Source organism: Flexithrix dorotheae DSM 6795 (assembly GCF_000379765.1).
In the GTDB taxonomy this organism is placed as follows: Bacteria; Bacteroidota; Bacteroidia; order Cytophagales; family Flammeovirgaceae; genus Flexithrix; species Flexithrix dorotheae.
Window position 1 is genome coordinate 130,224 of record NZ_KB903476.1, and the last position, 14,344, is coordinate 144,567.

The 14,344-nt window shown below is 36.7% G+C and carries 11 protein-coding genes; 8 read left to right on the top strand and 3 right to left on the bottom strand.

The window, feature by feature from the left end:
- Positions 1 to 19: 19 nt before the first annotated feature.
- Positions 20 to 1,129: a fatty acid desaturase family protein gene (locus A3EM_RS0130980; protein WP_020532144.1), complete on the bottom strand. Its 1,110-nt coding sequence runs from the start codon at positions 1,127 to 1,129 to the stop codon at positions 20 to 22.
- Between the two features lie 693 nt (positions 1,130 to 1,822).
- On the opposite strand from A3EM_RS0130980, the gene A3EM_RS0130985 reads away from it, so the two are divergent.
- The 4 genes from A3EM_RS0130985 (at position 1,823) to A3EM_RS0131000 (ending at position 5,788) form a co-directional block, all read left to right on the top strand.
- A complete protein-coding gene (locus tag A3EM_RS0130985; protein WP_020532145.1) occupies positions 1,823 to 2,014 on the top strand; it encodes a cold-shock protein in 192 nt (63 codons plus the stop codon).
- A 101-nt stretch (positions 2,015 to 2,115) separates the two neighbouring features.
- A complete protein-coding gene (locus A3EM_RS0130990) occupies positions 2,116 to 2,589 on the top strand; it encodes a nuclear transport factor 2 family protein (RefSeq protein ID WP_020532146.1) in 474 nt (157 codons plus the stop codon).
- Positions 2,590 to 2,656: 67 nt separating this feature from the next.
- A complete protein-coding gene (locus A3EM_RS0130995) occupies positions 2,657 to 4,552 on the top strand; it encodes a vWA domain-containing protein (protein WP_044240408.1) in 1,896 nt (631 codons plus the stop codon).
- 219 nt (positions 4,553 to 4,771) lie between these two features.
- Positions 4,772 to 5,788: a transglycosylase SLT domain-containing protein gene (locus tag A3EM_RS0131000; protein WP_020532148.1), complete on the top strand. Its 1,017-nt coding sequence runs from the start codon at positions 4,772 to 4,774 to the stop codon at positions 5,786 to 5,788.
- A 73-nt stretch (positions 5,789 to 5,861) separates the two neighbouring features.
- Here A3EM_RS0131000 and dinB read toward each other — a convergent pair whose 3' ends face one another.
- Positions 5,862 to 7,028, bottom strand: coding sequence for a DNA polymerase IV (gene dinB, locus A3EM_RS0131005; protein ID WP_044240324.1), 1,167 nt, complete (start codon positions 7,026 to 7,028; stop codon positions 5,862 to 5,864).
- Positions 7,029 to 7,532: 504 nt separating this feature from the next.
- Between dinB and A3EM_RS0131015 the strand changes: the two genes are divergently transcribed.
- Both A3EM_RS0131015 and A3EM_RS0131020 read left to right on the top strand, forming a co-directional pair.
- Complete coding sequence (locus A3EM_RS0131015; RefSeq protein ID WP_020532151.1) at positions 7,533 to 8,699, top strand: hypothetical protein; 1,167 nt, start codon at positions 7,533 to 7,535, stop codon at positions 8,697 to 8,699.
- A 340-nt stretch (positions 8,700 to 9,039) separates the two neighbouring features.
- On the top strand, positions 9,040 to 9,786 hold the full coding sequence (locus A3EM_RS0131020) for a hypothetical protein (RefSeq protein WP_020532152.1): 747 nt from the start codon (positions 9,040 to 9,042) through the stop codon (positions 9,784 to 9,786).
- 73 nt (positions 9,787 to 9,859) lie between these two features.
- Here the strand turns inward: A3EM_RS0131020 and murA are convergent, their stop codons facing one another.
- Positions 9,860 to 11,182 carry a UDP-N-acetylglucosamine 1-carboxyvinyltransferase gene (murA, locus tag A3EM_RS0131025; protein WP_020532153.1) on the bottom strand — a complete coding sequence of 441 codons (1,323 nt, stop codon included), beginning with the start codon at positions 11,180 to 11,182 and terminating at the stop codon, positions 9,860 to 9,862.
- Positions 11,183 to 11,749: 567 nt separating this feature from the next.
- Here murA and A3EM_RS0131030 point away from each other — a divergent pair.
- On the top strand, positions 11,750 to 12,679 hold the full coding sequence (locus tag A3EM_RS0131030) for a homoserine kinase (protein ID WP_020532154.1): 930 nt from the start codon (positions 11,750 to 11,752) through the stop codon (positions 12,677 to 12,679).
- 21 nt (positions 12,680 to 12,700) lie between these two features.
- Positions 12,701 to 14,026 carry a cobyrinic acid a,c-diamide synthase CobB gene (locus A3EM_RS0131035; RefSeq protein ID WP_020532155.1) on the top strand — a complete coding sequence of 442 codons (1,326 nt, stop codon included), beginning with the start codon at positions 12,701 to 12,703 and terminating at the stop codon, positions 14,024 to 14,026.
- Positions 14,027 to 14,344 lie beyond the last annotated feature (318 nt).

The following is a 14,344-nucleotide window of genomic DNA, read 5'->3' on the forward strand; positions in this document are numbered from 1 at the left end:
TTATAAAGGTATTTAATTTTTATGATCCCTGAACATTTAAAGCCAGTTCCCCTCTTCCAAATTTTTTCAACATTCTATAATGGCTTCCAATAGCTTTTAAGAAAGTGGGACTTTCATGATAAGGTACCTGAAATTCTTCAGCCGTAGCCTTTACTATGGAAGATATTGGTTTATAGTGTACATGGCAAATGTGTGGGAACAAATGATGTTCTATCTGAAAATTCAATCCACCACACAGAAAATTGGCCAGCCAGTCCTTTCTTGCAAAATTTGCCGTTGTTTTCATCTGGTGAAGTGCCCAACTATCCTCAATAGCCCCTTTTTCATTAGGATAAGGGAATTCTGGTCCTTCCACCACATGTGCCAGCTGAAATACCAGTCCCAATACTAAACCGGCAAATAACTGCATCGTTACGAAACCAATGATAAACTGCCACCAGGTAATATCCAATACCATAAGTGGTATCACGATAAACAGGGTATAATAAACAGCCTTAAAGAAGAAAAGATTAAAATATTCAACTGGTTTGTGATATCTATTATCCTTTTGCCCGATTTTATCTTGAAAAAACTTTACAAAATCTTTTCTAAATACCCAGGAAATATAGGCAAGACCGTATAATGGAAAAGCATAAATATGCTGGTATTTCATTATTGGCTTTAGCTTTTCCTCTGGGGAAAGCCTGATCATTCCCGGAGCCACATCAATGTCTTCATCATGACCGGGAATATTGGTAAATGTATGGTGCACCACATTATGCGTAATGCTCCACATATAATCATTACCACCTAACGTATTAAAAGCTAATACTGAAATGATTTTATTAACTCTCTTATTTTTGGAATAGGAACCGTGTATGGCATCGTGACTCACATTAAAACCTACAAAGGCTTTAAAAATTCCTAATAATGCTGCCAAACCAAGCATTATCCAGGGAGAAAAAATATTGGATATAATTAACGAATATAAAAGAATCACTCCTCCCAAAAAAAAGAATGATTTAAAAACCATTTCTCCATTTCCATTTTTGGAAATATTATTTTCTCTAAAATAAGCATCAACTCTTTTTCTTAATTCTCTAAAAAAGCCGGACTCATCCCTTCCTGTAAATTTCAAGTGTTGCTCCATTATCTGGTTGATTTGTTTAAAATGTTTAATTGACTTTCATTCATAAATTCCGGTAATTTAAAGTTCATAGAAAAATACAATTTTATATAAAAATTTTACAATTAACTCCCGCATTTCAAAATTTACCATACAGGTATTGATTTCCTACCTGTCAGTAATCTAAAATTAAAGCCTGGGAAGTTTTGAGGTAATTACTTTAGTTAGAAGCTAAGAGATATTTTATTTAGAGCGTATGCAACAGCCACATTTGGTTTATTTTAATGGCTACTTATTGTTTTTGTCCTAATAAGCTACTACTCATTAAAACTTAAAAAATTAATTTGCTGGCTTATCCAGATTTGCCACAAAGTTAAACTTAGTAGTGAAAAAAGTTAAATTATTTTAGATTAAAAAATTTTTTCTTAATAAATGTAGTCTCACTGTTAATTTTCTTTTCTCGCAAATGATTGGATTTAGCCAACCCAGACACATTTCTAACTTGAATACCAGCACTTTATTATTTTATAATTCTGCTTAAAAATGGTCATTTTTTTAAAAAGTTCATCCATGCTTTTAATCCTAAAAAATCTTCGAATAACACTATTATGTTTCTAAAAATCTGAAAGTGTATTTTTTTTTCCAAGGATTTTTTTAAAAAAATAGTGCAATGTTTAATATTTCAACTACCTTTACCGCCAATATTAAATAATTATTATGAAAGAAGGTACAGTAAAATTTTTCAATGATTCTAAAGGATTTGGTTTTATAAAAGATTCTGAGTCTGATGAGGAGTATTTTGTTCATGTTTCAGGTCTAATTGACGAAGTAAGACAAGACGATAGAGTTACATTCGAGCTTAAAGAAGGTAAGAAGGGTATGAATGCTGTGAATGTAAGACAAGCATAGATCAAGTTATTTCCTTTACCGAAAGGTATCGTACAAGCTTCACAATTAATTTTGTGAAGCTTTTTTTGTGTCTATTGTGTAGATTTCCGTACCTTCAGTAAATGGAAAACAAACAACTAATCGAAGAATTTTATACAGCCTTTCAAAAGCTTGATGCTGAGCGAATGACTGCCTGCTATCACGAAAATATACAATTTGAAGATCCCGCATTCGGTACCCTGAAAGGGGAGCAGGTGGGCAATATGTGGAGAATGCTGATAGAGAGAAGTGAGGGCAACCTGGAAATTACTTTTCATGATGTAGAAGCCAGTGAAACTACCGGGAAAGCGCATTGGGAAGCCAAATACTTATTTTCTAAAACCAACCGTAAAGTGCATAATAAGATCAAGGCCTCTTTTCAATTTAAAGATGGAAAAATATACAGGCATACCGATTATTTCAATTTTTGGAAATGGTCAGGCATGGCACTCGGCCCCATCGGATATTTTTTAGGGTTTACTCCACTGGTTAAAAATAAAGTCAGAAAAACCTCTCTTCATTTATTGGCTAAATACTCCGGGAAAAAGTTTAATTAATTTTTTTTACCTCGTTTTATGGAAAAGTATGGATTGCTGCATCATGGTAATAAAAAAACTTATCGCCATGAAAAAAATACTAATCTTTACGCTCTTCAATCTTTTCTCCTTTGCCTTAATTGGGCAGCAAATTACAATTTCTGGTACTGTAACCTCAGCCGCAGATGATGCCCCATTACCTGGAGTAAGTATTATTATCAAAGGAAGTAGTACAGGAACTACTACAGATTTTGATGGGTATTACTCTATTGCAATTCCAACAGGATCCAAAACGATTCTCGAATTTAGCTATATTGGTTTTGTTACTAAGGAAATCACGGTAAAAACCAAAACCGTTATTGATGTTAAATTAGAAGAAGATATTCAATCATTAAGCGAAATAGTTGTAGTAAAGCAAAAAAAAGGGAAAAATCGTGTTGGGGCTGTTGCCGGAAAAGCTTATGGAGTTCAGGGGAACAATGGCTTTAAACCAAAAAAATCTGCAAAAAGAAACTTGGTGTCATCTCCAACTTCTTCTTTCTATTATAATGATGATTTCTCTCAACACAACACAGAAGAATATGATGTAATCAATGAAAACATTTTCCTTAAACCCACATCAAATCCACTTTCTACCTTTTCCATAGATGTGGATGCTGCTTCCTACAGCAACCTGAGAAGAATGTTAACCAATGGACAAACCCCTCCTGTAGATGCTGTACGGATAGAAGAAATGGTCAACTATTTTGATTACGACTATCAAAATCCTGAAGGTGACCATCCGTTTTCCATTGCCATGGAATTATCTCAGGCTCCCTGGAATGAAAAACATCAGTTAGTGCATATTGGCATTCAGGGTAAGAAACTTGATTACGAAAATTTACAACCCAGCAACCTTGTTTTTCTCATCGATGTTTCCGGATCAATGAATAACCAGAATAAGCTTCCTTTATTAAAATCTTCCTTAAAACTATTGCTGGAAGGCCTTTCGGAAAACGATAAAATTTCTATTGTAACCTATGCTGGAGCTGCCGGCCTGGCACTCCCTCCTACCTCAGCCGCAAATAAAGAAAAAATCATCAGAACTTTGGATAATCTGAATGCGGGAGGTTCCACTGCCGGAGGACAGGGAATTAAACTCGCTTACAAAATTGCTAAAGAAAACCTGGTAGATGGGAACAACAGGGTAATTCTTTGTACTGATGGAGACTTTAATGTGGGGGTTTCTTCTACTTCGGAAATGGTTCGTCTGATAGAAGAAAAACGAAAAGATGGTATATACCTCACTATTGCAGGTTTTGGAATGGGGAATTATAAAGATGGCCGAATGGAACAAATTAGCAATGCGGGAAATGGAAATTATTATTACATAGATAATATAAAAGAAGCCCAGAAAGTATTTGTGACCGACATGAGAGCAACATTGTTCACAATAGCCAAGGATGTAAAAATTCAGGTAGAGTTCAACCCCGAACTGGTTCAGGCATATCGACTAATTGGATATGAAAACCGGGCGCTGAAAGATGAGGATTTCAATGACGACACCAAAGATGCAGGTGAACTAGGCGCAGGACACACTGTAACTGCCCTATATGAAATCATTCCGGTAGGAATTAAGTCAAAATTTGTGAAAGATGTAGATAAATTAAAATATCAGCAAGTAGATAAGATAGAAAACGGGAACACTGGGGAATTACTTACAGTAAAATTCCGCTATAAAAAGCCGGATCAGTCCAAAAGCAGACTGATCACTCAGGTTTTGGAATCCAACCCTATTCCTTTGGACCACACTTCTGATAATTTCAGGTTTTCTGCTGCAGTAGCTGAGTTTGGAATGATATTGAGAAATTCGGAGTTTAAAGAAAATGCCAATTATGAGCATGTAGAAGAACTGGCTAAAAGTGCCATTGGGAATGATGAAAACGGATACAGAAGAGAATTTATTCAAATGATAAGTTCATGTAAGCTTTTGAGTAAAAGATAAGCCTGGTATTAGAAATAAATCAAGGTATTTGCTATTATTAGATAAGAAAATCTGTATTTCAATACTTTTTTTCTTATCTTTTTATTTTAAGAGGTTATTTTTTTGATTTTATTTTTTCAGAAATATACAGTCGAAGCACAATTGCCTGTATAAAGTAAAATAATTCTCAACTAAAATAGTCCCAGAACTTAAATACCAGCATAATAACCGGAGCTTAACATGAAAAAGTACCTTGCCATTTTATTAGTATTTTTAATTACCATTACCTACAAATTATCGGTAAGTCACCCGGTAGATTTTGAGGAAAACACAAAAGAAGAAGTAACCGAACTGGAACCTAAAGAAACCAAAAAGACCTTACTCGATTCCCTCAGTCCTTTCTTGGTAAAAGAGCCCCTGATGTATCTGGAAGGATGGAATTATTTACCTCAGCCCAACTTTTGGCGAAAAATAATGAAAATGAGTGCCGACTCAAGTCTGGTAAACATTGCCGCAAACAGAACAATTTTGACCACCATTGCCACTGAGGATTATACCAGCAAAACCAGAGATGGCAAAAGAATTTTTAAGGAGAAAATAATTAAAGATCATAATTTACCAACAGGCACTGAAATCTACATCACCTCTGGCAAGAAACATTTTTATCAAATAGAAAGAGCTGTTCCCGGAATTGTGAAATCCACTCAGATATTTGAGGAACAAAATGTTTCTCCATGGTTTGCTCAAGCTATCTTATTAATTGAAAGCCCGAATAAACTACAGAAATCCAATGTAGGGGCTTATGGTTCTTTTCAGTTGATGAAATGGGTGGCCAGAAATAATGGCTTAACGGTAAATAAGTATGTAGATGAAAGAGAAGATTTGGAAAAATCCGCAAAAGCAGCTGCCCGATTTATCAAAACCACCTGCATTCCCAAAACAAGGGAAATCCTCGATAGGTGGAATTTAGAATATTCTGAGAATGACCTTTGGTTTAAGTTAATGGTATTGCATGTATATCATGCCGGAGCCGGAAATGTGGCTGGTGCAGTAAATGTAATTGCTCCTAAAAATGGGGGGCAGGAGTTAATAAAAGAACTTTGGCAAACAAGCTATAGAGGTTTTAGAAATGCTTCGCAAAATTATTCCCAACTAGCTCTGGCAAGTCTGATGGAATTGGATGCGATGTCTGGAAATAATGTAGCCATTAATAGCTATAAAATTGAACCTAAGCCTGCTGTACTTTTAGGAAGATAAAATACCAATTTAAAATTCAGTTAACCATGCTTTATTGTAAACATGGTTAACTGAAACAAAAAGCACTAAATAATCACCCTTTTCCTACTTTCCTCTTCACAAACCCCGAAGCCCGACTCACTACTTTAGCACCAAATTTTTTCCGGGCATTATCCATGGCTTCACATAACTTTACTTCTCTGGAAGTATCTTCAAACAGATTAATTTGATAACTTCCATTTACCAAATGGCTAAACCGCACACCTACCAGCCGAACCAACAATCGTTTTTCATATAACTTATCGAAAAGGTGCAAAGCCGTTCCGATTAAAGTTTTATCATTAGCCGTATAGGGAATCATCATTTGTTTGGCGTAAGTATCAAAATTAGAATAGCGTATTTTCACAGCCACACAGGAAGTTAATTGTTGTTCTTTCCGCAATCTAAAAGCTATCTTTTCTGTCATGCCGGTAAGTATGGCTCTAAGCATTTTTACATCAATGGTATCTGCCTGGAAAGTATTTTCTGTGGAAATGGACTTGCGGTCGTGTGTGGGCAACACCATTGCATGGCAAATACCATTGGCTTTTTCCCAAATACTTTTCCCATTTTTTCCCAAAACCTGCCGCATAAGCTCAAGGGGCATTTCCTGCAAAGTCTTTATTTTTTTTACGCCCATGCTTTTCAGCATTTGTCCGGTTTTATTCCCCAGCATGGGAATACTCATAATATCCAGCGGGGCTAAAAAGTTTTTTTCATTACCCTGCATGATATAATTTTTCCCATTCGGTTTGGCTTCATTTGTCCCTATTTTGGATACAGTTTTATTACAGGATAAACCAAATGAAAGTGGCAGACCCGTCTCTCTGGTAATCGTTTCACGCAATTCTGAAGTCCATTTGAAACAACCAAAGTATTTATCCATTCCGGAAATATCGAGGTAAAATTCATCGATAGAAGCCTGCTCAAACAAAGGCGCTTTTTCTACAATAATTTCCTTTACAGTTTTTGAGAAATGGCTATACCTTTCCATATCGCCACGTACAAATATAGCTTCAGGGCAAAGTCGCTTAGCCATTTTTCCGGGCATGGCCGAGCGTACACCAAATTTCCGAGCCTCATAGCTACACGAAGCAACTACCCCTCTTCCACCACTTCCTCCTATAATCACAGGCACGCCCATGAGTTTACTGTTTTGAAGTCGCTCCACCGACACAAAGAATGAATCCAGGTCCATATGCACAATTGACCTGTGTTGCATAGTTCAAAAAAAATTACTGGTTAAAAAAAATTGGGAGTCGCTTACTGAATGGTATTATTTTAAACAAAGCTAGCAATCAAAATTACTTAAAATTTAACTTTTCGGTAAAAATGTTATTTTTTTAAGCAAAAGCTATATTTAAAAAGACGACTTTCAATCTGTACGGTCAACAGAAATTTTTTTAAAGAAAATATTGGGATATTCCCAAGTCTCAAATAGCAGGAAAAATGAGAAATAATTGTGGTAATATACTTGTAAAAACATCAAACTTTCAGTTCTTTGCAAACCAAAATTTTAGCTACCTTTCATTGTGCGCAGCTTTTATGATCTTTCAAAGCTTAGCCAATACAAGTAAAAAGCATTCTTTACCTATGCAGTTTTTGGCTTTGGGAAATGAATTCATAAACTTTACAGCCGAAAAGTTTTAGTACTTGTAGATGAGGGATAATTTGGTAAGAATAATCCGACACAAGATAAAAAGCAATACCTACTTACAAGATATAGATGAGATTAATTGAGGTAAAAACTAAAAAAGAAGCGAAAGAATTTATTCGGTTGCATACAGAGCTTTACAAAAATGAAAAAGCCTGGATACGTCCTTTGGATAAAGATATTGAAGGGGTATTTCATCCTGAAACTAATAAAACATTTAACCACGGAGAGTGCATCAGGTGGATCCTGAAGAAGGGAGATAAAACCATAGGAAGAGTGGCTGCTTTTATAAATCATAAAACAGCTGAAAAAGATAACGATCAGCCAACAGGTGGCATGGGCTTTTTCGAATGTATAGATGATCAGGAAGCAGCTAACATGCTTATGGATGCTTGCAGAGACTGGCTAAAAGAAAAAGGCATGGAAGCGATGGACGGCCCAATCAATTTTGGTGACCGGGACAAATGGTGGGGATTGCTTACCGAAGGCCATGACCTTGAGCCTATTTACCAATGCAATTACCACTTCCCATACTATAAGCAATTATTTGAAAACTACGGTTTCCAAGTCTATTTCAGCCACCTGACTTTCATTAGAAATACTTTCGATCCTTTTCACCCCAGGATCATGAAAAAATCGGAAATCCTTCATCAGGATCCGGATTATTCATTTGAACATTTGAAGCTCAGTAATTTTGAAAAATATACCCAGGATATTATTAAAGTATATAATAAGGCATGGGTAAATCATGATGGAGTAGCTGAAATCTCCGATGCTCAGGTGGAAGTTATCGTGAAACAGCTCAAGCCTATAATCGATGAGAAAATCATCTGGCTGGCTTATTATAAAGATGAACCAGTCGCTTTTTACATCAATATTCCGGAAGTCAACCAGATTTTCAAATACGTAAATGGAAAACTGGATACTATCGGAAAACTGAAATTCCTCTGGCACAAATGGCGAAAAACGAATAAAAAAATGCTGGGGCTGGTATTTGGGGTAGTGCCCGAACATCAGGGAAAAGGATTAGATGGAGCTTTAATTATGGCCACTGCCCAAATGGTGCAAAAAGATTACAAGCGATATCCTACTTTGGAAATAAATGGTATTGGCGACTTCAACAGAAAGATGATTATTGTAGTGAAGCAGGTTGGCGGAGAAATTAAAAAAGTACACAGTACCTACAGGTATTTATTCGATAGGGAAAAGCCTTTCGAGAAGATGAAATATATTGGATAAGGGTAATTTTTGAATTTATTAAGAATTCAAAATCCGGAATAATAAAATGCACTTCTCTTACGGTTTATCCAAAAAAGGGAAGTGCTAAAACACTTTCAGTTTCCTCAAAAGAATTCTTTTCCCTCTAAAAAACAGAGAAAACAGTTTGAATTAATCTTATTATACCATCTGGGAAAGCATGTTCCCAAACAATACGCGCCTTATTCCGTAGACAGAACTATATGAATCCTATTCTTTATTCATATATAAAATTCCATACTGCCTCCAACTACCTTTACTTCTTAGCTAAATTCCACTAACAGCTCAAAAATCAATTTGTCTTCACTAAACTTTTTTAACTATGCGTCCAACCCAAATTGTTCGAAAACCATTATTATTACTTCTAAATATCATTATTCTAACCCTGATATTTCTACTTTCAAGTTGTGATGGAGATGATGAAAATGTAACTCCGGATGGAGCAAGACTACTATTAATCAATTCGGTAAATACTCCTACAAAAGTGCAAATGTTTCTGAAGGATCAGGAACTGGCATCGGTAACCAACCACGGAGTGGCCAGCAATTATGTATCGGTTCCACCTGATTCTGTAATCACCATCAAAACCAATCAGGATGAATTCAATGCCAATCTTGGACTAACATTAAATGAATATTATTCTGTATATATAAGAGAGGATGATGACGATGCAGACATTTCCATTTTCAGGAATAGTTTCCCTGATGCCGGGAAAACTACTTTTGTAATGGCCAATATGTCATCTGTTAGTACAGGTGCGGTAAAATTCGCCTTTATCAATCCCACCACAAGTGATACTCTCACTTATGACGATATTTTCCCGGGAGCAAATCCTGTGTTAGACCATGCAGATGTTACAGGTGTGAACCTTAATGCCACAGCCGATCGGCTCAATTTACTTTCCACTTATTACGTAGTAATTTTAGATGCATTCGATGATTCTCCAATTGCAGGAGGAACTGCCAATGAAGTATTTCCAGTAGCCGCAGACAACAGTTACAGCCTGGTATTTGCCGGTGAACCCGGAAATTACAGTATATTTCAGGTGAATCATACTGCTTCAAGGTAATTTATTCAAACACAAAAGCCCGGTTTATCGATTCTAAACCGGGCTTTTGTAATTCATTTTAAGACCTGAATTCTCACTCCTCCACCCGCTTAATTTTCGCACCCAGTGCCCTCAACCTGGTATCAATATTCTGATAACCTCTGTCAATTTGCTCTCCGTTGAAAATTGTACTTTTCCCATTTGCAGAAAGTGCAGCAATTAATAAAGAAACACCAGCCCTAATATCCGGAGAAGTCATTTTTATCCCTTTCAATGGTACTTGTTTATCCAAACCAATGATGGTGGCTCTGTGTGGATCACACAAAATAATCTGAGCTCCCATATCAATCAGCTTATCCACAAAGAAAAGCCTGCTCTCAAACATTTTCTGATGAACCAACACTGTTCCCTTAGCCTGAGTAGCTACCACAAGCACAATGCTCAGCAAATCGGGTGTGAAAAGTGGCCATGGGCCATCTGCTACAGTCAGCATAGAACCATCAATAAACCGGTCTATTTCGTAAGATTCCTGAGATGGAATAAAAATATCATCGCCACGAAATTCCATTTGTATACCCAACCGCTGGAAAACAGAAGGAATTAAACCCAACTGATCAAGCCGAACATTTTTGATGGTAATTTCAGAAGCCGTCATAGCTGCCATCCCAATGAAACTCCCAATTTCAATCATATCAGGAAGCATGGTATGGGTAGTACCGCCCAAATACTCCACTCCGTCAATATGTAATAAGTTTGAGCCTGCTCCTTCTATTTTTGCACCCATACTGATCAGCATTTTACACAATTGCTGAATGTAGGGTTCACATGCTGCATTATAAATAGTTGTTCTTCCCCTGGCTTTTACCGCTGCCATTATTATGTTAGCAGTTCCGGTTACAGAAGGTTCATCCAACAAAATGTATGTGCCGTGTAAATCGTGGGCATCAATTTCATAAAAATGGCTATCGCTGTCAAAATTGAATCTTGCCCCAAGTTTCTGAAAGCCTAAAAAGTGGGTATCCAGCCTTCTCCTTCCTATTTTATCCCCACCTGGCCGTGGGATTTTAGCCTGTTTGAACCTGGCCAAAAGTGGTCCCAAAATCATGATGGACCCTCTTAAAGAAGCCGCTTGTTTTTCATATTCTTCTGTTTCCAGATAATGAATATCAATATCTTTTGCCGTAAACTCACAGGTACTTTCGTTAATTCTGTTCACCTCTACCCCCAATGAATCGAGCAGAGAAATAAGCTTATTTACATCCCGAATATTGGGAATATTATGAATGGTCACCTTTTCCTCAGTGAGTAAAACAGCACACAGAATTTGTAAACTTTCGTTTTTTGCACCTTGTGGGGTAATTTCTCCTTTTAACTTGTGACCTCCTTCTACTTCAAAAACAATTTTTCCCTGATCCATTTAAAAAAATTTGTTGTAAAAAAATATTTCCAAATATAGTGCGACAAGCAGAAAGTCTGTCCTAACGAAATAAGTGAGGTATATCAGTGGGTTAACAAGCTGATGATCCACTCCAAACTCCTGTTACTTATTTAATGCCTGTGGCACTAGTGATTCCGCCAATAAACCATCCATTTCTCAACTATTTGGGAATGAGTAATTTATTGACATTATATATTGATAAGAATAAGTAGAGATAATAAAAAAATCAATTCTATAAATTAAAAAATGCAAGGAAACAGCAATTTCCATACTTATTAGGTAAACGGTTCCCAAAGCAAATTAATTACTATAAACCTCCAGTACTTTTTGTAAAAAAAGTATTTTTCCCCAATTATAATAAGTTCAGGCAAAATGTAAGCCGACAAATGATCTTCTTGCTATAAATTAAAATAGAAATAAAATAAAAAATACAGCCTGAAAAATAATTCCTAAATTTGTGCAGAGAGCAAAACAAAACAGGACATTCCTGTTGCGCCTAAATAATAATTTGAAAAGACTTCTAAGAATAAACAAGGGGGTAATATTTTGGAAAAGAGTATAAAAGTTTTCGCACCAGCAACCATCGCCAATGTGGCATGTGGTTTTGATATCCTGGGACTGGCACTAACTAACCCGGGTGACGAAGTAATCATAAAAAAGAAAGCTTCAAAAGGCATTACGATTATTAACCAGACTCCTTATTCGCAAATTCCTGAAAACCCTTTGAAAAACACTGCGGGAGTAGCCCTTCAGGCATTTTTGGATAAAACTGAACACGATTGTGGTTTTGAAATCACTATATCAAAAAAAATAAAGCCAGGAAGTGGCATAGGCTCAAGTGCAGCAAGTTCGGCTGCTGCTGTATTTGGCGCAAATGAATTATTGGGTCAACCTTTTACAAAAAAAGAATTGATTCAATTTGCCATGGAAGGGGAAAAGGCAGCCTGCGGCTCTCCCCATGCCGATAATGTGGCTCCAGCCATGATTGGCGGATTTGTATTGGTAAGAAGTTATAAACCACTAGATATTATCCCGCTGGCCTACCCTGAAGAATTATACTGTACGATCATTCATCCGCAAATTGAATTGAAAACAGAAGATGCCAGAAGAATTTTAAAAAGGAGTATTCAATTGCAGGATGCAGTAAAACAATGGGGAAATATAGCAGGTCTGGTAGCAGGGTTGTTCCAAAAAGATTATGAGTTAATAGGCCGATCGCTGGAAGATGTCATTATTGAACCGATAAGATCTCAATTAATTCCCGGCTATGAAGAAGTGAAAGCAGCCGCACTTGAAAATGGAGCGCTGGGCTGTAGTATTTCCGGTTCAGGCCCTTCTATGTTTTCATTTTCAAAGGATAAAGCAACTGCGGAAAAACTGGCAAAAATCAAACAGGATATTTTCTCCAATTTTGAAATTGAAACCATTTCTTACGTTTCCAAAATTAATCCTGAGGGGACAGTGGCTATTGGGTAGTCTGCAAATCTCAAATGTTTAATGCAAAAACCTCAATTTCTTATTGGTGCTGCAGCAAGTGGTTCCGGGAAAACTACTTTTACCCTGGGGTTGCTTCATTTGCTGAAAACAAGAGGACTTAAAGTTCAACCATATAAATGCGGGCCGGACTATCTGGACGTAAAACATCACACTCTGGCTGCAGAAAGAGAGGGCATAAACCTGGATACTTTCATGTGCAGCGCTGCTTATGTACAAAAGGTATATGCAAAATACCTCCAGGAGGCTGATGCAGCTATAATTGAAGGTGTAATGGGCCTTTTTGATGGGGCAAAAAAAATGCAGGGCAGCAGTGCGGAAATTGCCCTTTTGCTCAAAATACCTGTGGTCCTGCTGCTTGATGCCCGGGCAATGGCTTATTCGGCTGCACCAATATTATTTGGCTTTAAAAACTTTCATCCCGAGCTTAATCTAAAAGGAGTTGTATTCAATTTTGTCAATTCGGAAGGACATTATAATTTTCTAAAAGATGCCTGTCAGGATGTAGGGGTAACAGCTTTGGGCTATATCCCTAATAACCCGGAAATCTCCATAGAAGAAAGGCATTTAGGACTGAAAAGTCCGGAAGAAAGCAACTGGCGAAAAAGACTAGACTCCATAGCCACCCATATTGCTAAAACTGTGGATATTGACCAGTTATTATCCCTAACCACTATCCCCGCGCCCAGACAGGAAGAAAACATTCCACTACCGAAAACTGAAAAGCATTATAAAATTGCCATTGCCCGTGATGAGGCTTTTAACTTCACTTATCTAGAAAATATAAACGCCCTCAGGCAACTGGGAAAAGTCACTTATTTTAGTCCATTGCATGATGAACGATTGCCTGAAACTGATTTTCTGTACCTTGCCGGAGGCTACCCTGAGCTTTATCTAAAACAGCTTTCGGAAAATCAGGTTATGAAATCAGCAATTAAAAATTACCTGGAAAAAGGTGGAAAATGCCTGGCAGAATGTGGTGGACTTATGTATTTGGGAAAATCGATAAAAAATAATAAAGGTAAATTATTCCCAATGGTGAATTTTCTGGAAATAGAAACTTCAATGGAAAAACCACAACTTCACCTGGGATATCGAAAATTCCATTTTAAGCATCTGGAAATAAGAGGGCATGAATTCCATTTTTCCCGACATCAAGTACTTTCTCCTGCATCTCTCAGGTCTATAGGTTTGGTAAAAAATGCCAATGATCTCCCGGTGAAAACTCAGGTCTATTATAAAAATAAGACAATGGCTTCTTACATCCATTTTTACTGGGGGCAAAACCCTTCACTCCTCACCCAAATTATTGAAAACGGAGCCCTTTAACACGTTTTGGTGTATGAATTAATCCCTCCTTTTAATGGCCTTTATCACAAAATAAAAGCTGTTATTAACTGTTAATTTAAGCACCAGTGCTATTATTTCTAAGAAAAAGTAATCTCTCTATCAGTCTTTTATGGCAAAATAATACACGGTTAATTTTGAATTACTAATTATCATTACCAAAAAGGACAACATCCTTACTAACCAAAACACAACAGAAATCAGTTAAAGGGCCTTCACCATCAAAGAAATAATGGTTGAAACTGGCCATTCAATTCTATAGTCCATAATTACTTTCAAGAGCAAAAAAATCTACCAAAA

Bases quoted from the DNA above. Each gene is read 5' to 3' on its own strand.
- A3EM_RS0131015 (WP_020532151.1), top strand. From the start codon at position 7,533: ATGAGATTAATTGAGGTAAAAACTAAAAAAGAAGCGAAAGAATTTATT.
- A3EM_RS0130980 (WP_020532144.1), bottom strand. From the start codon at position 1,129: ATGGAGCAACACTTGAAATTTACAGGAAGGGATGAGTCCGGCTTTTTT.
- A3EM_RS0130995 (WP_044240408.1), top strand. From the start codon at position 2,657: ATGAAAAAAATACTAATCTTTACGCTCTTCAATCTTTTCTCCTTTGCC.
- A3EM_RS0131020 (WP_020532152.1), top strand. From the start codon at position 9,040: ATGCGTCCAACCCAAATTGTTCGAAAACCATTATTATTACTTCTAAAT.
- A3EM_RS0130990 (WP_020532146.1), top strand. From the start codon at position 2,116: ATGGAAAACAAACAACTAATCGAAGAATTTTATACAGCCTTTCAAAAG.
- murA (WP_020532153.1), bottom strand. From the start codon at position 11,182: ATGGATCAGGGAAAAATTGTTTTTGAAGTAGAAGGAGGTCACAAGTTA.
- dinB (WP_044240324.1), bottom strand. From the start codon at position 7,028: ATGCAACACAGGTCAATTGTGCATATGGACCTGGATTCATTCTTTGTG.
- A3EM_RS0130985 (WP_020532145.1), top strand. From the start codon at position 1,823: ATGAAAGAAGGTACAGTAAAATTTTTCAATGATTCTAAAGGATTTGGT.
- A3EM_RS0131000 (WP_020532148.1), top strand. From the start codon at position 4,772: ATGAAAAAGTACCTTGCCATTTTATTAGTATTTTTAATTACCATTACC.
- A3EM_RS0131035 (WP_020532155.1), top strand. From the start codon at position 12,701: ATGCAAAAACCTCAATTTCTTATTGGTGCTGCAGCAAGTGGTTCCGGG.